This window comes from Nonomuraea sp. SYSU D8015, assembly GCF_008065375.1.
Taxonomy (GTDB): Bacteria; Actinomycetota; Actinomycetes; order Streptosporangiales; family Streptosporangiaceae; genus Nonomuraea.
The window spans coordinates 526,142-549,976 of sequence record NZ_VJYI01000003.1 but is presented as its reverse complement, the minus strand read 5'-3'; the positions used below and the strand labels follow the sequence as shown (position 1 = coordinate 549,976).

Annotated in this window: 22 protein-coding genes; 14 read left to right on the top strand and 8 right to left on the bottom strand. The window is 70.9% G+C overall.

Annotated features, from left to right (window positions below; translation table 11 throughout):
- The first annotated feature begins 11 nt into the window (after positions 1–11).
- The 5 genes from ID574_RS17965 to rnhA all read left to right on the top strand — a co-directional run bounded on the left by ID574_RS17965 (position 12) and on the right by rnhA (position 3,698).
- Positions 12–401, top strand: coding sequence for a hypothetical protein (locus ID574_RS17965; RefSeq protein WP_188190021.1), 390 nt, complete (start codon positions 12–14; stop codon positions 399–401).
- Positions 398–1,888 (top strand): multicopper oxidase family protein, encoded by a 1,491-nt coding sequence (locus ID574_RS17960; protein ID WP_188190020.1) that lies wholly within the window; start codon positions 398–400, stop codon positions 1,886–1,888. The genes ID574_RS17965 and ID574_RS17960 overlap by 4 nt, the downstream gene beginning before the upstream one ends.
- 79 nt (positions 1,889–1,967) lie before the next feature.
- Entirely contained in the window at positions 1,968–2,831 is an 864-nt protein-coding gene (locus tag ID574_RS17955; RefSeq protein ID WP_188190019.1) for a fumarylacetoacetate hydrolase family protein, read from the top strand.
- A 161-nt stretch (positions 2,832–2,992) separates the two neighbouring features.
- A complete protein-coding gene (locus ID574_RS17950) occupies positions 2,993–3,151 on the top strand; it encodes a helix-turn-helix domain-containing protein (protein WP_223166809.1) in 159 nt (52 codons plus the stop codon).
- Positions 3,152–3,248: 97 nt separating this feature from the next.
- Entirely contained in the window at positions 3,249–3,698 is a 450-nt protein-coding gene (gene rnhA, locus ID574_RS17945; RefSeq protein ID WP_188190018.1) for a ribonuclease HI, read from the top strand.
- Positions 3,699–3,776: 78 nt separating this feature from the next.
- On the opposite strand, the gene ID574_RS17940 is transcribed toward rnhA, so the two are convergent.
- Genes ID574_RS17940 through ID574_RS17915 form a run of 6 tightly spaced genes read right to left on the bottom strand, consistent with a single transcriptional unit; the run spans position 3,777 to position 11,283 of the window.
- Complete coding sequence (locus tag ID574_RS17940) at positions 3,777–5,999, bottom strand: glycoside hydrolase family 43 protein (RefSeq protein ID WP_223166808.1); 2,223 nt, start codon at positions 5,997–5,999, stop codon at positions 3,777–3,779.
- Complete coding sequence (locus ID574_RS17935) at positions 5,996–7,453, bottom strand: sulfatase family protein (RefSeq protein ID WP_262496017.1); 1,458 nt, start codon at positions 7,451–7,453, stop codon at positions 5,996–5,998. The genes ID574_RS17940 and ID574_RS17935 overlap by 4 nt, the downstream gene beginning before the upstream one ends.
- Before the next feature lie 2 nt (positions 7,454–7,455).
- Positions 7,456–8,424 (bottom strand): aliphatic sulfonate ABC transporter substrate-binding protein, encoded by a 969-nt coding sequence (locus ID574_RS17930; RefSeq protein WP_188190016.1) that lies wholly within the window; start codon positions 8,422–8,424, stop codon positions 7,456–7,458.
- A 26-nt stretch (positions 8,425–8,450) separates the two neighbouring features.
- Positions 8,451–9,221 carry an ABC transporter ATP-binding protein gene (locus ID574_RS17925; protein WP_188190015.1) on the bottom strand — a complete coding sequence of 257 codons (771 nt, stop codon included), beginning with the start codon at positions 9,219–9,221 and terminating at the stop codon, positions 8,451–8,453.
- Entirely contained in the window at positions 9,218–10,018 is an 801-nt protein-coding gene (locus ID574_RS17920; RefSeq protein WP_188190014.1) for an ABC transporter permease, read from the bottom strand. Before ID574_RS17920 ends, ID574_RS17925 begins: the two co-directional genes overlap by 4 nt.
- Positions 10,015–11,283: an ROK family transcriptional regulator gene (locus ID574_RS17915; RefSeq protein ID WP_188190013.1), complete on the bottom strand. Its 1,269-nt coding sequence runs from the start codon at positions 11,281–11,283 to the stop codon at positions 10,015–10,017. Before ID574_RS17915 ends, ID574_RS17920 begins: the two co-directional genes overlap by 4 nt.
- A gap of 234 nt (positions 11,284–11,517) precedes the next feature.
- On the opposite strand from ID574_RS17915, the gene ID574_RS17910 reads away from it, so the two are divergent.
- Positions 11,518–14,361 (top strand): beta-galactosidase, encoded by a 2,844-nt coding sequence (locus ID574_RS17910; RefSeq protein ID WP_188190012.1) that lies wholly within the window; start codon positions 11,518–11,520, stop codon positions 14,359–14,361.
- Here the strand turns inward: ID574_RS17910 and ID574_RS17905 are convergent.
- Positions 14,358–14,690: a putative quinol monooxygenase gene (locus ID574_RS17905; protein WP_188190011.1), complete on the bottom strand. Its 333-nt coding sequence runs from the start codon at positions 14,688–14,690 to the stop codon at positions 14,358–14,360. The genes ID574_RS17910 and ID574_RS17905 overlap by 4 nt on opposite strands.
- A 232-nt stretch (positions 14,691–14,922) precedes the next feature.
- Here ID574_RS17905 and ID574_RS17900 point away from each other — a divergent pair, with 232 nt between their 5' ends.
- From ID574_RS17900 to trpA, 7 genes are all read left to right on the top strand, one after another.
- Complete coding sequence (locus ID574_RS17900; protein ID WP_223166806.1) at positions 14,923–15,936, top strand: ABC transporter substrate-binding protein; 1,014 nt, start codon at positions 14,923–14,925, stop codon at positions 15,934–15,936.
- On the top strand, positions 15,933–16,742 hold the full coding sequence (locus tag ID574_RS17895) for an ABC transporter ATP-binding protein (protein ID WP_188190010.1): 810 nt from the start codon (positions 15,933–15,935) through the stop codon (positions 16,740–16,742). The genes ID574_RS17900 and ID574_RS17895 overlap by 4 nt, the downstream gene beginning before the upstream one ends.
- A complete protein-coding gene (locus ID574_RS17890) occupies positions 16,735–17,670 on the top strand; it encodes an ABC transporter permease (RefSeq protein ID WP_223166805.1) in 936 nt (311 codons plus the stop codon). Before ID574_RS17895 ends, ID574_RS17890 begins: the two co-directional genes overlap by 8 nt.
- Entirely contained in the window at positions 17,667–18,995 is a 1,329-nt protein-coding gene (locus ID574_RS17885) for an LLM class flavin-dependent oxidoreductase (protein ID WP_223166804.1), read from the top strand. Before ID574_RS17890 ends, ID574_RS17885 begins: the two co-directional genes overlap by 4 nt.
- On the top strand, positions 18,992–19,510 hold the full coding sequence (locus tag ID574_RS17880) for an NADPH-dependent FMN reductase (protein ID WP_188190009.1): 519 nt from the start codon (positions 18,992–18,994) through the stop codon (positions 19,508–19,510). Before ID574_RS17885 ends, ID574_RS17880 begins: the two co-directional genes overlap by 4 nt.
- 101 nt (positions 19,511–19,611) lie before the next feature.
- Positions 19,612–20,841 (top strand): tryptophan synthase subunit beta, encoded by a 1,230-nt coding sequence (trpB, locus tag ID574_RS17875; protein WP_188190008.1) that lies wholly within the window; start codon positions 19,612–19,614, stop codon positions 20,839–20,841.
- A complete protein-coding gene (trpA, locus tag ID574_RS17870) occupies positions 20,838–21,638 on the top strand; it encodes a tryptophan synthase subunit alpha (protein WP_188190007.1) in 801 nt (266 codons plus the stop codon). The genes trpB and trpA overlap by 4 nt, the downstream gene beginning before the upstream one ends.
- On the opposite strand, the gene ID574_RS17865 is transcribed toward trpA, so the two are convergent.
- Positions 21,621–22,415 carry a GntR family transcriptional regulator gene (locus tag ID574_RS17865; protein WP_188190006.1) on the bottom strand — a complete coding sequence of 265 codons (795 nt, stop codon included), beginning with the start codon at positions 22,413–22,415 and terminating at the stop codon, positions 21,621–21,623. The genes trpA and ID574_RS17865 overlap by 18 nt on opposite strands.
- Before the next feature lie 104 nt (positions 22,416–22,519).
- Between ID574_RS17865 and ID574_RS17860 the strand changes: the two genes are divergently transcribed.
- Positions 22,520–23,746 carry an endonuclease/exonuclease/phosphatase family protein gene (locus ID574_RS17860; RefSeq protein ID WP_442939313.1) on the top strand — a complete coding sequence of 409 codons (1,227 nt, stop codon included), beginning with the start codon at positions 22,520–22,522 and terminating at the stop codon, positions 23,744–23,746.
- Positions 23,747–23,835 lie beyond the last annotated feature (89 nt).

Below are 23,835 nucleotides of genomic sequence, written 5' to 3'. Positions count from 1 at the left end.
GCATTCTGTGCATGACCTCGACCTCACCCAACTGGATCGTCTGGTCGCTGCGCGTGCCGGCGACCGCCCACCTGACGGGGGTGCTCGGGCAGGCGGTGCTGGCCGGGCTGTTCGTCACCGGCGACGTCGACCTGCTGGCCTGGCACCGGAACAACGGCGGGTTCACGCACAGCCTGCTGTACCTGCAGTTCCTGGCCGCGATCCTGCTGTGGCGGCCGGGCCGCGGGCCGCTCTGGCCCGCCCTGGCCAGCCTCGGGCTCGTGGCGGCGGAGACCGTGCAAGTGGTGCTGGGCCAGTCCCGGGTCATCGCACTGCACTTCCCGCTCGGCATGGCGATCTTCGGGATGTCGGTCATGTTCACCGCCTGGACCTGGCGTACGCTCCGCGGGAACACGGCATGACCGCCGTCTCCAGGAGGGCGTTCCTCGGCGTGCTGGGCGGGGCCGGGCTGGCCGCCACCGGATGCGGCGGGCGCGCTGAGGTCTCGGGGGAGCTCCTCGCCGGCCGGCTGCCGCTGCCCCGGCCCTTCACCGTCCCGCTGCCCGTCCCCGAGGTCACCCGGCCGGTACGCCCGGGCCGCTACGAGGTGACGCAGCGCGTGGCCAGGGTCGAGATCGTCCCCGGCACGACCACCGAGGTCTGGGGCTATGACGGGGCCTTCCCCGGGCCGACCTTCGAGCTGCGGCGCGGCGAGCCCGTCACCGTCGCCGTCCGCAACGAGCTGCCCGTCCCGACCTCCACCCACCTGCACGGCGGCGTCAACCCGCCGGACTCCGACGGCTACCCGACCGACCTCGTCGTACCCGCCGCCTACGGATCGGGACACCAAGGGCACGACCGGCACCGGCACGCGGAGACCCGCCACCACCTCGTGAAGGACTACCACTACCCGCTGGACCAGCCCGCCGCCATGCTCTGGTACCACGACCACCGGATGGACCACACAGCGCCGCAGGTATGGCGCGGGCTGGCCGGGATGGCGCTGGTGCGGGACGCGGAGGAGGACGCGCTGCCGCTGCCACGGGGCGAGCGGGAGCTGCCGCTGATGATCTGCGACCGCTCGTTCGACGAGGACGGCTCCTTCCGCTATCCGGACCTGCACGCGGGCGGCCACTTCGGAAGCGACTACATGGAGGGCGTCGAGGGCGAGGTGATCCTCGTGAACGGGGCGCCCTGGCCGGTCGCCGAGGTGACCGCCACCCGCCACCGATTGCGGCTGCTGAACGCCTCCAATGCCCGTCGCTACCGGCTCGCGCTCACGCCCGGCGGTCGCTTCACCCAGATCGGCAGCGACGCCGGCCTCCTGGCCGAGCCGGTGGCCCACGACACGATTCCGATCGCGCCGGGGGAGCGGTACGACGTGGTCGTGGACTTCTCCGCCTACCCGGTCGGCAGCACGGTCACCCTCGTCAACACCCTGGCAGACGGCCCGGCCCGGAACATCATGCGCTTCGTCGTCGCGCGCCGGGCGGCCGACGACAGCGCCGTGCCGCGCACTCTGACCAGCCCGGAGCGACGGCCTTCGGCGGTGACGACCCGGAGATTCGACTTCCGGAGGACGGACGCCGCCTGGACGATCAACGGCTCTTCCTACCGCCCCGGCGTCCCGCTGGCCCGCCCGCGCCTGGGCACCTCCGAGATCTGGCGCCTCACCAGCGACTTCCACCATCCCGTTCACGTGCATTTGGCCCACTTCCAGGTGGTCGCCCGCAACGGCCGGTCGCCGCTCGCCAGCGACGGCGGCTGGAAGGACACCGTGGACGTGCGCCCCTACGAGGTCGTGGACGTGCTCGTCCGCTTCGCCGGCCACCGGGGCCGCTACATGCTGCACTGCCACAATCTCGAACACGAGGACATGGCGATGATGGCCGACTTCGAGGTGATCTAGCACACCCTGCGGGAGAGAGGTGTGAGCGGGTAGGGAAGACTCTCGTCCAGACGCCTCTGATGGAGAGCTAGGAGCACGCATGCACATCGTACGGTTCGTCAGCCCCCTGACCGGCGTGGACGCGGTCGGCGTCGACGACGGCGCCGACGTGGTCGAGCTGTCCGGGGTCACCACCATCGGCGAGTTGCTGCGGTCGTCGTCCGGGGAGCTGCGCGAGCGCTGCGCGGCGGCAGACGGGACCCGGCACCCGTCGGGCTCGGTACGCAGGCTGGCGCCGGTGGACGGGCTGATGGAGGTCTGGGCGGCCGGCGTGACGTACCGGCGCTCGCGCGAGGCGCGGGTGCTGGAGAGCGAGCGGGCCGCCGACGTGTACGAGCTCGTCTACGACGCCGAGCGGCCCGAGCTGTTCTTCAAGTCGGTGGCGTGGAAGGTGACCGGGGACGGCGGGCGCATCGCGGTGCGGGCCGACTCGGAGATCGACGTGCCGGAGCCGGAGCTGGGCCTCGTGCTCAACACGGCCGGCGAGATCGTCGGCTACACGGTCGTGGACGACGTCAGCTCCCGTACCATCGAGGGCGTCAACCCGCTCTACCTGCCGCAGGCCAAGATCTACCTGGGCGCGTGCGCGGTGGGGCCGGCGATCCGGCCGGCGTGGGAGGTCTCGGATCCGTACGCGCTGGACATCACGCTCACCATCGCCCGGGGCGGGGAGACGGTGTGGGACGGCAAGTCGTCCACGTCCGAGCTGCACCGCCGCCTGGACGAGCTGGCCGGCTACCTGTTCCGCGCCGACGTCTTCCCCGACGGCGCCGTCCTGGCCACCGGCACCAGCCTGGTCCCCGACCTGCCGTTCACCCTCCAGGACGGCGACACCGTCACCATCGGCATCGCCGAGGTCGGCACCCTGACCACCACCGTGGTCAGAGGCGTGCCTTCGTCATAGTCGGCCCGGCTCCGGGGGCAGGCGGAGGTGGCGACGCCGGGTCGCAGTCAACCGGATGCTGGTCGAGCGCCTGACATTGCAGGCCGCCAGTCACCTCCCGTGTCCTGCACAACCTCAAGGAGTTACGACCTCGGGTTCCTGGAAAGGCGGAGATCCGGCTGTTGTTCGTCTTCGATCCCCGCAAGCGTCTGGGTATCTCTCAGGCTCGTGTGTCCCAGATCGAGCACGGTCAGATCGGCGGACTGGACACGTTGCGCGCCTACGTCGTCGCGCTGGACGTTGTGGCCGACTTCGGCGATCACACCGTGAAGGTCGCCTGAAACGGCCCCGGCGACGGCCGAACGCACGGCCGTGACGACCGCCACCACGCCCTCCGGCCGGTCGGTCACACTGCTGCACGCCTGAGAGACTGTCAGCGTGACGGACGTGGTCGACATTTTCACCGATGGCGCGTGCCGCGGCAATCCCGGGCCCGGCGGCTGGGGCGCCGTGCTGCGGTACGGCAAGCATGAGCGGGAGCTGCACGGTGGCGAGGGCGCGACCACCAACAACCGCATGGAGCTGTTGGCCGCGATCATGGCCCTGGAGACGTTGAAGCGGCCCTGCGAGGTCCGGCTGCACACCGACAGCACGTATGTCAGGAACGGGATAACCTCCTGGATCGCTGGGTGGAAGCGCAACGGGTGGCGCACCGCGGCCAAGGAGCCGGTCAAGAACGCCGACCTGTGGCAGCGGCTTGATCAAGCGGCCGGCAGGCACCAGGTCGAGTGGCTGTGGGTGAAGGGCCACAACGGCCACCCCGGCAATGAACGCGCGGATGAACTGGCCCGGCGGGGCTGCGACGAGGTCACGAGCGGGAGCCGGTAGCTCACGGTGCTCCGCCCAGCAGCACAGCCGCGATAGTGGTCACAGACATGGCGTCGCCCCGCCACGGGTCCAAGAGCGTCAATCGTGATAAGTCCGGACGTAGTCGAACTTGGCGACCGCACCTGCCCTGTTCATCGAGACCAGCCCGATCTTGAGCTTGTCCTTCGCGGGAAGCGTCCACACCCCGTTCCAGACCCACTTCGAGCCGTCCCGGCTGGTCGCCGCCCGCACCTCGACCTCGTTGTCCGCCGCATCGTGGTGGTACGACATCCGCAACCACATGGTCGAAGCCGCCGGACCGCCGAACATCGGGCCGCTGAAGACGGCGGTCGGCGGGGTGGTCGTCGGCCGCTCGCCCTCCTTCAGGAACTCGCTCACCTGGAGCACGGCCCCATTGCCCCGGGCCAGCGGCAGCACCGAATGCGTCATCTTGAAATAGCGGTCGTCGTTCTCGTACAGCACCAGGCCGGCCTGCTGGTTGCCCAGCGTCGGCGCGAAGTCGAGCTTCGTCTCCACCGTGAAGTCGCCCTCGGGCGCGTCCCGCAGCAGGACCGACGCCGTGTTCGTGGTCCGGTGCAGGTCGGCGTTCTGGGTGGGCCAGGACAACACGCCGCCGCCCACACTGACGCCGGCCGCCGGGCCGCGGACCCACTGCCACTTCGCGTCGATGGCCGTGCCGTCGAACTCGTCGCTGAAGGCCGGCAGCAACTCGCCGGGCCGGGGCTCGGGCACCCGTGACGTGACCGGCGTATACAGCTTGGCGGCGCCCACGTTGTCGGCGTCGGCGGCTCCGCGGGCGACCGCGCCCACCGCGCCGGGGCGGGCGGCGGCCTGCGGGAGGCGGCGCGTCTGCTCGGCCACGGGGTCGCCCAGTTTGTCCGCGCTCACCTGGACGGTCAGGTCACGGCCGCGCAGCTCGGCCACCACCGTGTGCCAGGTGCCGAAGTCGAAACCGGCGGGCAGCGCCGTCACCTGCCGGCCGCGGCTCAGGCCGCCGATCACCACGTCGGTGACCAGGGCGCCCCTGTCCTCATCGAGCCAGGCCGTCACATGGTTGAGGCGGTTGACGTGGGCGAGCGTGAGCCCGGCCGCGCCCGACGAGACCCGCAGGTCCGCCTGGGCCCGGACGCCGGCGGTCGTGGTCCTTCGAGTGGAGGTCACGTAGGAGAGGGCGCCGGCGTGGGAGACGTAGCCGCGGGCGTCCTGGCCGGTTCTGATCCACCAGCCGGGATCCGCGCGCCAGCCGGACAGCGAGCCCTCGCCGAACGTGCCGCCCGCGTCGTACGAGCCCACCGGCCCCGGCTGCGCGCCCTCCGACGGACCGGCGCCGGCGCGGACCACGGGCCAGCCGTCGATCCAGTCCAGCCGGTCGATCAGCAGCGGGCGCTTGGTCAGGCCCGACGGGCCGTTCGGGATCGGCGGGAAGTCCGGGTCGGCCGTCGAGATGGCGTGGTAGACCAGCCAGTCCTGGCCGGACAGGTCCGTCACGAAGCCGTTGTGGCCGGGGCCGGTCCAGCGGTTGCCGTTCGGGCCCGCCACGATGGCGCCCTTGGAGGTCGGCTCCATCAGGTCCACGCCCTCGTCGTCGGTGAACGGGCCGAGCGGGCTCGTGGAGCGGCCGGCCTTCACCTGGTAACCGCTGTAGGAGCCGTCGCAGCAGCCGGCGTCGGAGTAGAAGAGGTAGTAGAAGACGCCGCGGCGGACGACGTACCCGCCCTCCAGCCGGCGGCCCCTGGCCACCTGCGTCGCCGGTCCCTCGACGCGGGTGGCGTCGGCGTTCATCCTCGCGACGCAGATGGTGTCGTAGCTGCCCCAGTACATGTAGTGGGCGCCGTCGGCGTCGGTGAACTGCGCCTGGTCGATGGTGAAGGTCGGGCACGAGGCGTCGGCGGAGGCGATCACGGTGCCCGCGTCCGTCCACGGGCCGGTGGGGGTCGGCGCGGTCGCGAGGCCGACGCCGCCGGAGGCCAGCGAGTAGTAGACGTAGTACCTGCCGTTGATGTAGCGGACGTCCGGCGCCCACAGGCGGGCGCCGTTGTGCCAGGCGGGCTTGGTCGCGGGGGTGAACACCTCGCCGGCGTACTCCCAGGTCGCCAAGTCCTTGGAGCGGAGGATCGGCAGCATCCGCTCGCCGGCTTCGCCCTTGCTCTGGAAGACCGGGTTCTGGGTGCCGTACGCGTACCAGAGTCCGTCCTTGGCGTGGATCACCGTCGGGTCGGGGAACGCGTCGACCACGCCCGACGACACGGGGTTGGTGAACATCCCGGTCAGCAGAGCGGTGACGGCTAAAGCGATTTTCACGTGTTCTCCTTTTCGAAGGAGCTCAGAGTGGGGTCGTAGTCGAGGGCGCCGATGTCGTACATCGGGGTCATCCAGTGGTAGAAGTTGTCGCCCCGCTCGCGCAGCAGGTCGTACAGGCGGCGCATGAGGCGGCGGCGCACGGGGGCCAGCTCGGGGTGGGTGTACCGGTTGCTGAGCTCATGTGGGTCGGCGTGCAGGTCGTACAGCTCGTTGAGCGACTCCGGGTTGACGACGAGCTTGTAGCGGTCGTCGCGGATCATCCGCTGCGGATAGGGGAAGTGGTGGCCGTGGAACTCGGCCATCAGCTCGGCGGGCCACTCCGGGTGCTCGCCGCGGACCAGAGGCACCAGGCTGCGGCTGTCGACGGCGGGCTTGGTGTCGCAGCCGGCCAGGTCCAGGATCGTCGCGGTGCAGTCGGTGAGCGTCACGAATTCGTTCCTGACCTGCGGTTCCGCACCGGGGATCCGGACGATGCCGGGGATGCGGTAGATGTCCTCGTACATCGCCGGGCCCTTGTCGTGGAGGCGGTGGGCGCCGGTGAACTCGCCGTGGTCGGCGGTGAAGAAGACCGAGGTCTGATCGGTCAGCCTCAGCTCGTCCAGGCGGTCCAGGATCCGGCCGATCTGCTGGTCGATCAGCGTGACGTAGCCCCAGTAGACGGCGATCAGCTTGCGGGTGACCCCGATGGGGATCGTGTCGAACGTCCAGTGCTCGCTGTAGTTGCGCTGCACCGGCGGCTTTCCCTCGAACGTCTCCGCGATCGACGGCGGCAGCTCGACCAGGCTCGGGTCGTACATGTCGAAGTACTCGTCCGGCAGCAGGTACGGCAGGTGCGGCCCGAAGAAGTGCGTGGCCAGGAAGAACGGCCGGCCGTCGGCGGCATAGCGGTCGAGGTGCTCGATGGCCCGGGTCGCCAGGTAGTGCTCGAACGTCGCCTCCACCGGCTGGTGCAGCCGCGCGGCGAGCAGGTTGCCCGGGTTGCCGTTGGGCGTGGTGCCGCGGATCAGATCCGAGATCCGGTACGGCGGCAGCCCCCGCTCTTCCAGGTACGACAGGTAGTCGGGGTGGTCGACCGGGTTGTGCCAGCCGGGCAGGTCGGGGCCGTCGAAGCCGTAGGAGGCGGCGTTGCGGCTGGTGCCGCCGTGCCACTTGCCGATCAGGCCCAGCTGGTAGCCGCGCTCCTTCAGCGCGCCGGGGAAGGTGAACGCGTCCTCTCGCAGGTCCTCCAGGTAGCCGACGTTGCGTTCGTAGTTCGCCAGCAGCCGGTGCCGGAACGGGGCCTGCCCGGTGAGCAGGCTGGCCCGCGCGGGCGTGCAGATGGCCGTCGGCGTGTAGAACCGGTCGAACCGCGTGCCGGTCGCGGCCAGCGTGTCCAGGTTGGGCGTGGCCACGTGCGGGTTGCCGTAGCAGCCCAGGGTGTCGACACGGTGCTGGTCGGTCATCAGGAACAGCACATTCACTTCGCGAAGGCCTTTTCGTAGAGGTCGCCGGTGTAGTAGGTGGCCGGGTCGGGCCGTGACTTGAGCTGGCCGGTGCTGACGAAGAAGTCGCCGAGGCTGTTGAGCCACTTGGCGACCGTGCCGTCCTTGGTCTTGGCGACCAGGTCGGCCGTCGTCATCGTCTGGACGTTCGCCGCGTCGGCCTTGACCTTGGCCGGGTCGAGCTTGAGCAGCGTGGCCGCCTCGGTGACGGACTCCTCGGGGTGCGCGGCCCGCCAGTCGTTGGCCTCCTGCAGCACCTTGATCACCTTGCTGGTGAGCTCCTGGTCCGTCTTCGGCCCCGACACGAACGCGGTCGGGAACGAGCTGTCGGGGAACTCTTTGGTGCTGGCGATCTCCACCAGCCCGGGCACCTTCTGCTTGATCGTGTCGATCAGCGGGTACCAGATGCCGGCGCCGTCGATCTGCCCCGCCGAGAACGCCGACACCACGGTGGCCGGGTCCATCGGCACCTTCTGGATGTCGCTCGTGGTCATCCCGGCCTTCTTCAGCGCCAGGTTGAGCACCATGTCGCCGGAGGTGCCCTCCGGCACGCCGACCTTCTTGCCCTTCAGCGCCTGCATGCTGGTGACGCCCGGCCGGCCGATGACGCGGTCGGCGAAGGCGAGCGTGTTGATCGCGACGACCTTGGCCTTGCCCGACGCGGGCAGCCACATGGCGCCGGGGCCGATGTAGCCGAAGTCGAGGTCGCCTGCGCCGAGCGCCTGGATCTGCAGCGGCCCGTTGGTGAAGACCTTGATCTCGGGGGTGAGCCCCTGCTTCTCCCACAGGCCCTGCTTGTCGGCGATCGCAAGCAGGCTCGCGCCGTTGTAGTCGCTGATGTAGCCGAAGCGGACCGTGGTGCCGTCGTCGGAGCAGGCGGTCACGGAGAGTGCCATCAGGGTCACCGCCGTGGCGGCCGTCAGGGCGCGGCGAAGAGAACGCATGGCGGGTCAGTCCTTTCTGGGGGGTGTTATGCGGCCTGGGGCTGGTGGTAGACGCCGTGCCAGACCTCGTTGCGGATCCGCGCGAACTCCGGTGAGAGGCGCATCTCCTCGGTTCTCGGGTACGGCAGGTCCACGTCGACGATCTGCTGGATGCGGCCGGGCCTGGCGGCCATGACGACCACGCGCCTGGCCAGGTAGACGGCCTCGTCCACGTCGTGGGTGATGAACATGACCGTGCGCTGCTCCTGGCTCCAGGTGTCGAGCAGCTGGTCCTGCAGCTGGACGCGGGTCAGCGCGTCGAGTGCGCCGAACGGCTCATCCATGAGCAGGACCTGCGGGTTCACCGCGTACGCGCGGGCGATCGCGCAGCGCTGCTTCATGCCGCCGGACAGCGTCTTCGGCAGCGCGTCGGCGAAGTCGGACAGCCCGACGAGCTCGATGGCGTGCTCGGCCCGCCGCCTGCGCTCGTCGGCCGGCAGCTCCATGAGCTTCAGCCCGAACTCGACGTTCTTGCGCACGGTCAGCCACGGGAACAACGCGTACTGCTGGAAGATCACCCCGCGGTCCGGCCCGGGACCGGGGACCGGCACGCCGTCCACCAGCACCTCGCCCGAGGTGGGCTCGACCAGCCCGGCGGCCATGCTCATCAGCGTGCTCTTGCCGCACCCCGACGGGCCCACGACCGTGACGAACTCGCGGTCGGCGATGTCCAGCGACACGTGGTCCAGCGCGGTGAACGTGCCCTCCTTCATCGGGTAGGTCTTGACGACGTTCTTGAACGAGATTTTCGTGCTCAACGGCGCTCCTGCCAGTTGGTGAGGCGTCGCTCGGCGAGCAGCAGCAGCCGGTCCATCACGAGGCCGAGCACGCCGATGGCGATCAGGCCCACGAAGATCGTGGACAGGTCGTAGTAGAGCTGGGCCTGCTGCATGCGGAAGCCCAGGCCCTCCTGGGCGGCGATCAGCTCGGCGGCGACCAGCGTGCCCCACGCCGAGCCGAGCCCGACCCGCATCCCGACCAGGATGAACGGCGTGGACGCCGGCACCACGACCTTGAGGAAGATCGTCCGGTCGGACGCGCCGAGCACGCGGGCGGCGTTGATCAGCGTCTTGTCCACGTCCACCACGCCCTGGAACGTCGCCACGACGCTGGACAGGAACGACGCCAGGAAGATGACGAAGACCTTCGGCACCTCGCCGATGCCCATCAGCACGATGGCGAGGGGGATGATCGCCAGGGGCGGGATGGTGCGGAAGAACTGCACGTACGGCTCCAGCAGGCCGCGCGCGGTGGCGTACCAGCCCATGAGGAAACCGATCGGGATCGCCAGCAGGGTGCCCAGCAGGAAGCCGAGCAGCACCCTGCGCAGGCTGGCGAGTGCGTCGTCCAGGAGCGTGCCGTCCGCGATCAGCTCGCCGGCCTTGGCCGCCACCTGCAGCGGGGTGGGCAGGCCCTGCACGCCGACCGTGGCCAGCAGCGTCCACACGACGAGGCCGATGACGACCGCGATCAGGTTGAGCGTGAGGGCGCGGCTGGAGCGCCTGGGCTCACGGCGCGCCGCCGGTGTCTTGCTCAGCGCGCTGAGCTGGGTCATGACTGCCTCGTATCGTTCATGGGGCTCGTCTCGTTCTCATTCCTGGGAGTCTCTTGCGCGAGATCCGGGCCGGCCGGATAGCGGGAGAGCAGGGGGGATTCGTGGAGCACCAGCGCGATGCCGCCGAGGGCGCCCGCGGCCTCGCCGAGCGTCGCCCGGCGGAGGCTGACCCGGTGCCTGGAGATCGGCATGACCCGGGCGCGCAGGGTGCGCTCGATCGGGTCGATCAGCGCGGCGCCGGTCTCGGCCAGCTCGCCGCCGATCACTATCACGCTGGGGCCGATCGCGTTGCACAGCGCCGCCAGCACGCCGCCGATGCTCGCGCCGACGTCCGCCAGCAGGCCGAGCGCGGTGGCGTCGCCCTCCTTGATGGCCTTGACCAGCTCGGGAACGTCGTCGGCCCGGCCGCCCGCGGCGCGGTAGGCGTCCAGCACGGCTCTTATCGAGGCGACGGTCTCCAGGCAGCCGGAGCCGCCGCACGAGCAGGGCGCCCCCTGGGGGTCGACCGTGATGTGGCCGAACTCGCCCGACAGTCCGTACGCGCCGCGGTGCAGCGAGCCGGCGACCACGAGCCCGCCGCCGACGCCGTGGGACAGGCGCAGGTACAGCACGTCCTGACCGCCCGCGGCCGCTCCCCAGATCGCCTCGCCCAGCGCGGAGAGCCTGGCGTTGTTGTCCAGCAGCACGGGCACGCCGAACCGCTCGCGGAGCAGGACCTGCGCGGGGTGGGGCGCCGTCTCGCCTGCGCCGTCCTGGGCGGCGGTGGGGGAGTCCTCGCGGGCCTCCGGGCCGCCGACGGGGCCGACCACGCCGGCGCCGATGGCGCTGAGCGCGCCCAGCCGCAGGCCGCCCTCGCTGAGCGAGCCGATGAGCCGCTCGGCCAGATCCACCCGCTGCTGCCACGGCAGGTCGGCGTCGTGCGGCTCGCTGGCCGCGCCGACGATCTCGTGCGCCAGGTTGACGGCCGCGACGTGCACCGCGCGGCGGGCGAAGTCGATGCCGATGGCCTGCCCGGCGTCCGGGTTAAGGGTCAGCGTCTCGGCCGGCCGCCCGCGGCCGCGCGGCACGTCGTCCTGGTGGGTGGCGGTGACGACGGCGCCGCTGGACACGAGCTCGGCGAGGATGTCGTACAGGGTGGTGCGCGACAGCCTGCAGAGCTTGCCCAGCTCGCCGCGGCTGAGCGGCCCGTGCTTGCGCAGCAGCCCGAGCACGAGCTCTTCGTGTCCGCGCCGCAGCTGTGACAGGGGGCCACGGGGTTGTGACATACCGCCGAGTCTGCCGACGTCCGCTGTTTTTCGTCAATAACCCGGAAAAAAACCTACCCAGGGCGACATCGACGCGGTGAGCTGCGGAAACGTGGGTGCGAAAGGATTCGCGCAACTCGTAACGTTCCCGTAACGGGCCGTGCGCCACCCGGGGCGCCGCAAGCCGGGCTCTTGACCTTTGTTTGGTTAGTCGCCAAATTAAAGAGGTCTGAGCCGACCTTTTGGAGTGCGACCATGAGGCGTGTGCTGCAGGTGCTCCTGGCCATGCTCGTGACCTGCGGCACGCTGGTCGCGCCCGGGGATGCCCGGACGGCGGGCGAGGTCACGTACGACAGGTATTCGCTGATGATCGACGGCCGCCGCATCGTGCTGCAGGCGGCCGAGTTCCACTACTTCCGGCTCCCGAGCCCGCACCTGTGGCGGGACGTGCTGGAGAAGTTCAAGGCGGCCGGCTTCAACGCGGTCTCGCTCTACTTCTCATGGGCCTACCACTCGCCCGCGCCCGGCGTGTACGACTTCACCGGCGTCCGCGACGTGGACCGGCTCCTGCGGACCGCCCACCAGGCCGGACTGTACGTGATCGCCCGGCCGGGGCCGTACATCAACGCCGAGAGCAGCGGCGGCGGCCTGCCCGCCTGGGTGAAGACCGTGCCGGGACGGGCCCGCAGCAGCGAGGCCGGATACCGGGAGGCCTACCGCGAATGGCTGCACCGGATCAACCCCGTCATCGCCAGGCACCAGGTCGGCGAGGGCGGGCCGGTGATCCTCTACAACGCCGAGAACGAGTACCAGGTCAACACCGACGCCGCCTACATGCAGGACATCCAGGACCAGGCCCGGGCGGACGGCATCGACGTGCCCATCACGACCAACGACTGCTGCGACGGCGGGAGCTGGAGCTCGACGTGGGCCACCGGGCCGGGCGCCGTGCAGATCCCCGGCATCGACGACTACCCGCAGTCCTTCGAGTGCGCCGACCCGGGCCTGTGGGGGCCGTGGGGCGAGGGGGTGACCGAGCGGTTGCGCGACGACATCCCCGTGTTCGCCGCCGAGTACCAGGCCGGCGCGATCGACGTGGGTGACGCCGGCTACGACAAGTGCCGCGAGCTGACCGGCCCGGCCTTCATGAAGTATTTTTACAAGAACAACCTGGTCACGACCGGGGCGACGATGTTCTCGTATTACATGGGGTACGGCGGCACGAACTGGGGCTGGCTCGCCCAGCCCAACGACGTCTACACCTCCTACGACTACGGTGCCGCGATCACCGAGGCCCGGCGGCTCACCCCCAAGTACGACGAGTTCAAGCGCCAGGGCTACTTCCTGCAGGCCGTCACTCCGATCGCCAAGACCGACCCGGTGGCCGCGCCGCCCGCCTCCGACAACCCCGCGCTGACCACCGCGGCGCGCGCCAACCCGGACACGGGCACCCAGTTCGTCCTGGTCAAGCACACCGACCGGGCGGCGACCAGCACGGACGCGGCCACGCTCGACTGGCCCGCCCCCGACGGCCGCCACCGGGTGCCGGTCCAGGTCAAGGGGCGCGACGCGCACGTCATCGTCGCCGGCTACGATCTCGGCGGCCAGCGCCTGACCCTGTCCACGTCCGAGATCATGACCCACGCGGCCATCGGCGGCCGGGACGTCGCCGTCCTCTACGGCACGGCGGGCTCGCCCGGCGCGACCGTCCTGCGGTACGGGTCCGAGCCGCGGGTCACGGTGCTCGACGGCCGCGTGTCCAGCACCTATGCGGGCGGCGATCTGCGGCTCGACTACTCCCACGACGGGCTGGCGAGAGTGCTGATCAGCGGTGGCGGGCGGCGGCCGCTGCTGCTCCTGATCGGGACGGACGAGGAGGCGGCGCGGTTCTGGCGGGCGGACACGGCGTCGGGCCCCGTGCTGGTGCGTGGCACGGACCTCGTGCGCTCGGCCTCCGTGAGCGGCGACACCGCGCGCCTGGTGGCCGACGTGGGGACGGGCGCCGGGCAGGTGGAGGTGTTCGCGCCTCCGCAGGCCCGCCGTCTGCGGATCGGCACGCAGGACGTCCGGGTGACCCGCACCCGGAGCGGCTCGCTGCTCGGCAGCACGCGCCCGCCCGGCCCCGCGCCGCTGCCCGCGCTGACCGGCTGGCGCGCCCACGTCGAGTCCCCGGAGGCACAGCCGGGCTTCGACGACTCCCGCTGGACCGTCGCCGACAGCACCACGACCACCAGCCCGCACCCGCCCAAGACCCTGCCCGTCCTGTACGCCGACGACTACGGCTACCACTACGGCAACGTCTGGTACCGCGGCCACTTCACCGCTACCGGCGCCGAGACCACCATCGACCTGAACGCGATCACCGGCAAGCGCGGCAACTACCTGGTGTGGCTGAACGGCCGCTACCTCGGCTCGGCGGCCGGCGGCGTCCAGGCCGACTCGGGCGACCAGTGGACCCCGCCCAACCCCGACCCAGGCCCCGGCCACTTCGCGATCCCCGCCGGCCTGCTCAAGCCGGGCGTCGACAACGTGATCGCCGTCCTCGTCGCGAACATGGGGCACAACGACGACTGGATCGCCGACGACCTGCGCTTCAAGCAGCCCCGCGGCCTGGTCGCCGCCGCCATCGGCGGCACCCCGATCAGCTGGCGCATCCAGGGCGCCGCCGGGGTCGACCCCGTCCGCGGCGGGCTCAACAACGGCGGCCTGTACGGCGAGCGCACCGGCTGGCACCTGTCGGCTCATCCCGACAAATCATGGAAAACAGCCAACCCAGCCGCTGCACCCCTGATACCCGGCGTCACCTGGTACCGGACCTCGTTCCGGCTGGACCTGCCCGAAGACCAGGACGTCCCCGTCGGCCTCCGCTTCGGCGGCGACCCGTCACCCGCGTACCGCGTGCAGATCTTCCTCAACGGCTGGAACGTCGGCCAGTACGGCGGCGACATCGGGCCCCAGAAGGAGTTCTCGCTCCCGGCCGGCCTGCTGCAGGAGCGCGGCGCCAACACGCTCGCCCTGGCAGTGACCGCCGAGCAGCCCCTTCCCGGAGGCCCGGGCCCGATCAGCCTGTTCGCCTACGGCAACGTCCGGGTGCGCTAACCGCGCTCGGGCACGGCCATCTCGGTGAGCTCGGACCAGTCGTCCTGCGGGATCGTGGTGTTGACGATGCGGGGCGTCTCGGCCAGGTGCTGCGGCAGCACGCGCTGGGCCTGCTCGAAGTGGTCGGACTGCACGTGCGCCACGGCCGCCGCGTCGTCGCGGAACGCCTCGACCAGGACGTACTCGTTCGGGTCCGCGACACTGCGCGACCAGTCGAACCACAGGCAGCCAGGCTCGGCGCGGGTCGCCCGGGTGAACTCGCCGGCGATCTCCGGCCAGCGGTCGGCGTGCTCGGGCAGGATGCGGAACTTCGCGGTAATGAAGATCATCGAGCTGTCTCCGTAGATCGGTTACGAGGTGAGCTTAGTGGCGAGCCGATTCCATGTATCTCATGTAGGAAAAGTTGACTTTACGCTCACGGGTCCGTAGCTTCGTAGCCATGAGCGAGGGCTTTTACCTGACCCGGCGCCCGCACGTGGACTTCGGCCACGTCGCCAGCGCGCAGTGTCGCTGATCACGCACCGCAGGCAGACCTCTTCTCCCTCTCCAGAGGAACCCATCGTGATCACATTCAGACATGCCCTCATGGCCGCGCTGCTGCCCGCCCTTCTCGCCGGTTGCGGCGGCGCCGAGGCGACAGCCGCAGGCCCGGAGGTGAAGGTGCTGCGCTACCAGGGCAGCGTGGGCACCGTCACCTTCCCCGAACTGGCCGAGGAGCTGGGCTTTCTCGGCGACGTCAAGCTGAAGTGGGTGGGCAACACCACCTCCGGGCCGCAGGACATCCAGTCGGCGGCCACCGGGCAGACCGACTTCGGCGGCGCCTTCGACGGCGCGATCGTCAAGCTCAAGGCGGCCAAGGCCCCGATCAGGGCGGTGATCGGCTACTACGGCTCCGACAAGGACACCTTCAACGGCTACTACGTGACCGAGAACAGCCCCATCAAGACCGCCCGCGACCTCATCGGCAAGAAGATCGGCGTCAACACGCTCGGCGCCCACCACGAAGCCGTCATCAAGGAATATCTCAGGCGTGAGGGGCTGACGCCCGAGGAGGCCAAGCAGGTCCAGCTCGTGGTGATCCCCCCGGTCAACACCGAGCAGGCGCTCCGGCAGGGCCGGCTCGACGTCGGCACGCTCGGCGGCCTCCTCAAGGACAAGGCGCTCGAACGCGGCGGGCTGCGGCCGCTGTTCACCGACGTGGACCTGCTCGGCCCGTTCACCGCCGGATCCGTCGTCCTGCGCGAGGACTTCATCGCCGAGAACCCGACCACCACCAGGACCTTCGTGACCGGCTTCGCCAAGGCCATCGAATGGGCGCAGACCCACTCACGCGAGGAGGTCATCGCCACGTTCGAGCGGATCATCGCCAAGCGCGGCCGCAACGAGAGCGCCGACGCCGTCCGGTTCTGGAAGAGCACCGGCATCGCCGGCAAGGGCGGCGTGATCGCCGAGAAGGAGTTCCAGACCTGGATCGACTGGCTCGAACGCGAAGGCGAGATCAGACCCGGCCAGGTCAAGGCGGCCGACCTCTACACCAACACGTTCAACCCTTACGCCGGCGGGAGCGGATCGTGAGCAAAATCGGCATCAGGAGCGTCACCAAGACCTTCCAGGTCAGGGACTCGGGCGAGCCGCCGTTCACCGCGCTGTCCGGCGTGGACCTCGAGGTGCGCGAGGGCGAGTTCCTCACGCTCGTGGGCCCCAGCGGCTGCGGCAAGTCCACGCTCCTCGACCTGGTCGCCGGCCTCACGCACCCGACGGCAGGGGAGATCCTCATCGACGGCGCCCCGGTCACGGGTCCCGGACTCGACCGGGGGATCGTCTTCCAGCAGTACGCCCTGTTCCCGTGGCGCACCGCCCAGGCCAACGTCGAGTTCGGGCTGGAGGCCAAGGCCGTGCCCCGCAAGGAGCGGGCCCACCGGGCCCGCGACCACCTCGCGCTCGTCGGCCTGTCCGGGTTCGAGGACCGCTACCCGCACGAGTTGTCCGGCGGCATGCGGCAGCGGGTGGCCATCGCCCGCAGCCTCGCCTTCGACCCCGACGTGCTGCTGATGGACGAGCCGTTCGCCGCGCTGGACGCGCAGACCCGCGAGTCCCTGCAGGAGGAGCTGGTACGCGTCTGGCAGCACACCGGCAAGACGGTCGTCTTCATCACCCATGGCATCGACGAGGCCGTCTACCTGGGGCAGCGGATCGCCGTCATGACGTCGAGACCCGGCCGGATCAAGGAGGTCGTCGAGGTCGCGTTCGACTCGCGTGAGGGCGACCTGCGTGCCGACCCGGTCTTCGGCGAGTACCGCCACCACGTGTGGAAGCTGCTGCGCGACGAGGTGGCCGCCGCCCAGATTCAGGAGCGGACGGTGGTGACGTCCCATGGCTGACAGCCGACAGGACACCGCGCTCGCCGGGGACCTGCACTGGTACGACCTCCCGGACGACGAGGCCCAGGCCGACGGGGCGCACGACGGCACGGCAGCCGGCGAGGCGCGGGCCGGGGAGCGTGGCGGCGCTGCCGGTGGCTCGCGGGCCGGGAAGCGCCATGGGTCGGCCGTCGGCGGCCGGATCCGGCGGGCGGCCGTGAACTCCACGGCCATCCTGCTCCTCCTGGCCGCCTGGGAGACCCTCCCCATGCTCGGCGTCGTGGACCGCGTCTTCGTGCCTCCGCTCTCGGACGACCTCGTCGCCTGGTACGACCTCCTGATCAGCGGCGAACTCCCCGAGCACCTCCAGGCGTCCCTGGCCCGCTCCCTGGCCGGCTTCGGCCTGGCCATCCTGCTGACCATCCCGCTCGGCCTGCTGATCGGCTGGTACCGGCCCGTGGCCGACTTCCTCACCCCGCTCCTGGAGCTGTTCCGCAACACCTCGGCGGTGGCGCTGCTGCCGGTGTTCACGCTGATCCTCGGCATCGGCGAGACCACCAAGATCACGTTCGTGCTGTACGCGTGCTCGTGGCCGATCCTGCTCAACACCATCAGCGGCGTGCGGACCGTCGAACCCCTGCTCATCAAGTCCGCCAGGTCCATGGGCCTCGGCCCGTTCCGGCTGTTCCAGAAGGTGATCCTGCCCGCCGCCGTGCCCACGATCTTCACCGGCGTCCGGCTGGCGGGCGCGTACTCGATCCTCGTGCTGCTGTTCGCCGAGATGGTCGGCGCCAAGGCCGGGCTCGGCTACCTCATCCTGGACACCCAGTCCAGCTTCCGCATCCCCGACATGTACGCGGGCATCATCACGATCTCCGTGCTGGGCCTGCTGTTCAACCTGCTGCTGGTCGCCGTCGAGCGCCGCTTCTCCACCTGGAGGACCACGTGACGAGAAAGCTCCATCTCAACGCCTTCCTCATGGGGGTGGGCCACCATGAGGCGGCCTGGCGGCACCCGCGCACCGAGCCGGCCCGCCTCACCGACGTCCGCCACTACCAGGAGCTGGCCAGGATCGCCGAGCGCGGCAGGCTGGACTCGGTTTTCCTCGCCGACGGCGTGGCCCTGCAGGGCGACGTCGCCCACAACGCGCTCGGCGGCCTGGAGCCGCTGACGTTGCTGTCGGCCCTGGCCACGGTCACCGACCACATCGGGCTCATCGCCACCGTGTCGACGACGTACAACGAGCCTTTCCACGTGGCACGCACGTTCGCCTCGCTCGACCACATCAGCGGTGGCCGGGCCGGCTGGAACATCGTCACCTCGGCCGGCGAGGCCGAGGCCCGCAACTTCGGCGTCGAGCGGCCCACGCACTCCGCCCGCTACGCCAGGGCCACCGAGTTCCTGGAGGTCGTGCGCAAGCTGTGGGACAGCTGGGAGGACGACGCGATCGTGGGCGACCGCGTCGGCGGGCGATACGCCGACACCGGGAAGATTCACACGATCGAGCACGCGGGCGAGCACTTCGCGGTGCGCGGCCCGCTCAACACCTCCCGCCCGCCCCAGGGCCACCCGCTCCTGGTGCAGGCCGGGTCGTCGGAGGACGGCAAGGAGTTCGCGGCCCGCCACGCCGAGGCCGTCTTCACCGCCCAGCAGACGCTCGCCGAGGGGCGGGAGTTCTACGCCGACCTCAAGGGCCGGCTGGCGGCGTACGGCCGGCGGCCCGACGAGCTGCTGGTCCTGCCGGGGATCTCGCCGGTCATCGGCTCGACCGAGCGCGAGGCGCTGCGGCTGGAGAAGGAGCTGGAGGACCTCATCATCCCCGCGTACGGGCTGGCGCAGCTCTCCCACATGACCGGCATCGACCTGACCGAGGACGCGCTGGACGGGCCGCTGCCCGACGTGCCCGTTGAAACCGAAGGCGCCCAGAGCCGCCGCAAGCTGGTCGTGGACCTGGCCAGGCGCGAGCGCCTCACGGTCCGGCAGCTCCTCGGCCGCCTGGCCGGCGGGCGCGGCCACCGCGTCGTCGCCGGCACCCCCGAGCAGATCGCCGACCAGCTCCAGGAGTGGTTCTTCGGCGGCGCTGCCGACGGGTTCAACATCATGCCGCCCATCCTGCCCGGCGGCCTGTCCGACTTCGTCGACCACGTGGTGCCCGAGCTGCGGGCGAGAGGGTTGTTCCGGCACGAGTACGAGGGGCGCACGCTCCGCGACAACTACGGTCTGGCCCGGCCCCGGTCCCAGTACGCGGAGCGGCAGCTGGCGGTGGCCGGATGAGCCGCATCGCCACACTGGTCGGCAATCCCCGGGAGGGCTCCAGGACGCTGGCCGTCGCCGTAGCGGCCGCCGAGGCGATCGCGGCGCGCCTCGGGAGCACCGGGCACCACGAGATCGTGGACCTGTCGGCGCTCGGCCCGCACCTGCTCTCACCCGGCGCCTCGTCCGGGGTGGAGACGGCGCTGGAGCTGGTCGCGGAGTCGAGCGTGCTCGTGGTGGCCAGCCCCATGTACAAGGGCACCTACACCGGGCTGCTCAAGTCCTTCCTCGACCGCCTGCCGCCGGACGCGCTGGCAGGCAAGACGGCGCTCCCGCTGCTGGTCATGGGGAGCGCCAGGCACGCGCTGGCGGTCGAAGTGCACCTGCGGCCGCTGCTCGTGGAGCTGGGCGCCACTGTGCCCAGCCCGGGGCTGGCGGTGCTCACGGCGCAGCTGCCGAACCTGGACGAGGTCGTGACGCGCTGGGCGGACCGGGTCGTCCCGCAGGTGTCACTCGGGGAGAGGGCACTGGCGTAGAACACCAGGCGGTGGCCGCCGGCAGGCGGCCACCGTTGACGCATCCACGTTCTTCCTCATACTGTTCTAGAAGACTAGAACTCAAGCGAGAGGAGCCGACGATGCACGGACAAGCCGTGCGGACACCGCTCACCGGGCGGACGGGGCCGTACTTCGGCGGGTTCGGCGGCCGGTTCATCCCGGAAGCGCTGGTCGCCGCCCTGGAGGAGCTGGACGCCGCCTACCGGGACGCGTTGTCGGATCCGGACTTCATGGCGCGGCTCGACGAGCTCCACCGCACGTACGTGGGCCGGCCGAGCGTGATCACCGAGGCTCCCCGCTTCGCGCGGCACGCCGGAGGCGCGCGCATCCTGCTCAAGCGCGAGGACCTCAACCACACCGGCGCCCACAAGATCAACAATGCGATGGGCCAGGCGCTGCTCACGCTGCAAATGGGCAAGACCCGCGTCATCGCCGAGACGGGCGCGGGCCAGCACGGCGTGGCCACGGCCACCGCGGCCGCGCTGCTCGGCCTGGACGCGGTGGTCTACATGGGCGAGGTCGACATGAGGCGGCAGGAGCTCAACGTGGTCAGGATGCGGCTGCTCGGGGCCGAGGTGATCCCGGTGACGTCGGGCTCGCGCACACTCAAGGACGCCATGAACGAGGCCATGCGCGACTGGGTCACCAACGTCGAGAACACCCACTACCTGATCGGCTCCGCTGCGGGGCCGCATCCGTTCCCGACGATGGTCCGCGCGTTCCAGCAGGTCATCGGGGAGGAGGCGCGCCGTCAGGTGCTGGCTCTGGCCGGGCGGCTGCCCGACGTCGTCTGCGCCTGCGTCGGCGGCGGGTCGAACGCCATCGGGATCTTCCACGCGTTCCTCGACGATCCGGAGGTGGAGCTGGTGGGGCTGGAGGCCGGGGGAGACGGGGTCGAGACCGGCAGGCACGCGGCCTCCGTCTCCGGCGGGGCGCTCGGCATCCTGCACGGGAACCGTACGTACGTGCTCCAGGACGCGCACGGTCAGACCATGGAGAGCCACTCGATCTCGGCGGGGCTCGACTATCCGGGGGTGGGGCCGCAACACGCCTGGCTGCACGACATCGGCCGGGCCCGCTACCGGCCGGTGGACGACGCGGCGGCCATGGAGGCTTTCGCGCTGCTGTGCCGTACGGAGGGGATCATCCCGGCCATCGAGAGCGCGCACGCGCTGGCCGGCGCGATCCAGGAGGGCCGGCGGCTGGGGCCGGACGGGATCGTGCTGGTCAACCTGTCCGGCCGCGGCGACAAGGACGTGGACACGGCGGCCCGCTACTTCGGCCTGCTGGAGGAGGGGAGCGGCTCATGAGCGCCCGCGCGACCATCGAACAGGCCCGCCGGGAAGGGCGGGCCGCGCTCATCGGATACCTGCCGGTCGGGTTCCCCGACGTCGCCACCTCGGTGGCGGCGATGCGGGCCATGGTGGCCGGCGGCGTGGACGTCGTGGAGGTGGGCCTGCCGTACTCGGACCCGCTCATGGACGGCCCGCTCATCCAGCGGGCCACCGAGGCGGCGCTCGCCGGAGGCGTCACCCCGGCGGACGGGCTCACCGCCGTACGGGAGGTCGCGGCGCCGGCGCTCGTCATGACGTACTGGACGCTCGTCGACCGCTACGGGGTCGCCCGGTTCGCGGCGGACCTGGCGGCGGCGGGCGGCGCCGGGGCGATCACCCCGGACCTCATCCCCGACGAGGCCGCCGCCTGGCACGCGGCGGCCGACGACCACGGCCTGGACCGTGTCCACCTGGTGGCGCCGACCTCCACGCCGGAACGCCTGACGCTGGCCGCCCGATCCTCGCGCGGCTTCCTGTACGCGGCCTCGCTCATGGGCGTGACCGGCGAGCGCGACGTGGTCAGCACGACGGCGAAGGACCTGGTGGCGCGGGCGAAGGAGGTCACCGACCTGCCCGTGTGCGTCGGTCTCGGCGTGGGCACCGGCACGCAGGCCGCCGAGGTCGCCGCATTCGCCGACGGCGTGATCGTCGGCTCGGCGTTCGTCCGCGCGCTCATGGACGCCCCCGACCCGGCGTCCGGCGTGGCCGCGGTCGAGGCGGTGGCGCGGGAACTCGCGGCCGGTGTGCGCAAGCCCTCAGGCGTCGAGGCGTAGCGAGACGGCCGGTTCGGGGACCTGGCGCCGGGTGGTGAACACGATGTGGGCGGCGCACATGACCGCCCGATCGGCCAGCACCGCCCGGTCGTCCGCGTCGTACGTGACCCGCGTGCTCATGAGCGCCGCATCGCCCACCGGCCGCCGCAACACGGCGGCCTGCTCCTCCGACAACACGACCGGCCTGATCGCCTCGGTCGCCCACGCCGGCGACACCCCGCACCGCTCCTCGATCAGCCGGTAGAGCGGAGTGCGCTCCAACTCGGCCTCCGCGGGCTCCCCGCCCAGGTCGAGCGGCGTGTAGGACACCTGGTGGATCACCGGGGAGCCGTCCACGACCCGCAGCCGCTCGATGACCGTGACCTCGGCGTCCGCGCCGAGCCCCAGCTCCGCCCGCACCGCCGCGGGCGGCGGCTCGCGGCGCGTGCCGAGCGGCACCGTCAGCAGCTCGATCCCCTGCCCGGCGAGATCCTCGGCGAGGCTGCCCAGGCTGTTCATCTGATAGGGGATCACGTGGCCGGCCACGAACGTGCCGAGCCCCTGCCGCTGCTCGATGCGCCCCTCCGCGCTGAGCCGCTGCAACGCCTGCCGCACGGTCATCAGGCTGACCCCGTAGTAGTCGCTCAGCTCCCGTTGCGCGGGCAGCGGCTCGCCGGGCGCGTACGCGCCGTCGTCGATCTGGGCGAGCAGATCACGGTAGATGGCCTGATACTTCGGCTCACCCCCCTGCGACCCCGTGAGGCGCGGCCGCGGTTTTCCCTGAGGGAACGTCGGCATGTCTAACTCCCTGCTGACAACCAAAGCTTATCTTCGCGTACTGGCGCGATCCGCCGGGGAGATGCCATGATCCGGACCACCCGGCCAGCTCAGCGAGGTGAAAGATCGTGATATTCCGTAGAGCCCTGTCCGTCGTCGCCGCCGCGGCGCTCCTGCCCTTGGCGGCGGGCACGGCCGAGGCCGCGAGCCGGGCCACCCGGTTCGCCACCTTCAACGCCTCGCTCAACCGCAACGCCGAAGGCCAGCTCGTCAGCGACCTGTCCACGCCGGACAACACGCAGGCCAAGGTCATCGCCGAGATCATCCAGCGGAGCCGCCCCGACGTCCTGCTCATCAACGAGTTCGACTACGACGCCGCCGGCGCCGCCGCCCGCCTCTTCCAGGACAACTACCTGTCCGTCGGCCAGAGCGGCGCCCAACCCATCACCTACCGGTACCGCTACACCGCCCCCAGCAACACCGGCATCGCCTCCGGGTACGACCTGAACAACAACGGCGCCGTCGTGACCACGCCGGGCGCGCCCGGCTACGGCGACGACGCGTTCGGCTTCGGGGCCTTCCCCGGCCAGTACGGCATGGTGGTCTACTCGAAGTACCCGATCGACGTACGCGGCATCCGCACCTTCCAGAAGTTCCTGTGGAAGGACATGCCCGGCGCCGCCCTGCCCGACGACCCGGCGACGCCGGAGCCCGCCGACTGGTACTCGCCGGAGGAGCTCGAGGTGTTCCGCCTGTCGTCCAAGAGCCACTGGGACGTGCCGGTCCGGATCGGCCACCGTACGGTGCACTTCCTGGTCAGCCACCCCACGCCGCCCACGTTCGACGGGGCCGAGGACCGCAACGGCCGCCGCAACCACGACGAGATCCGGCTCTGGGCCGACTACACGAACCCCGGGCGCGGCGGGTACATCTACGACGACCGCGGCTGCCGCGGCGGCCTCCGGCCCGGCGAGCCGTTCGTGATCGCCGGCGACCAGAACGCCGATCCCCACGACGGCGACAGCTACCAGGGCGCCATCCACCAGCTCCTCGACCACCCGAAGATCGACGGCACGTTCGCGCCGTCGAGCGCGGGCGCGACGGAGGCCGCCGCGCTGCAGGGCGGCGCGAACGCCACCCACAAGGGCGACCCGAAGTACGACACGGCCGACTTCGCCGACACCGCGCCCGGCAACCTGCGCGCCGACTACGTGCTGCCGGCCAAGCGGCTGAGGGTGACGGGCGGCGGCGTCTTCTGGCCGGTGTCGAGCGACCCGCTGTCCCGCCTCACCGGCGTCTTCCCCTTCCCCAGCTCCGACCACCGCCTCGTGTGGCTGGACGCCAAGCCGTAGGACCGGGCTGCCTGTCCCCACTTAGATCTTGTCACGTAGTCAATGCGGTGCTACCTCTTGCGAGTGCGCGTGATCCGCGCACCCGGACA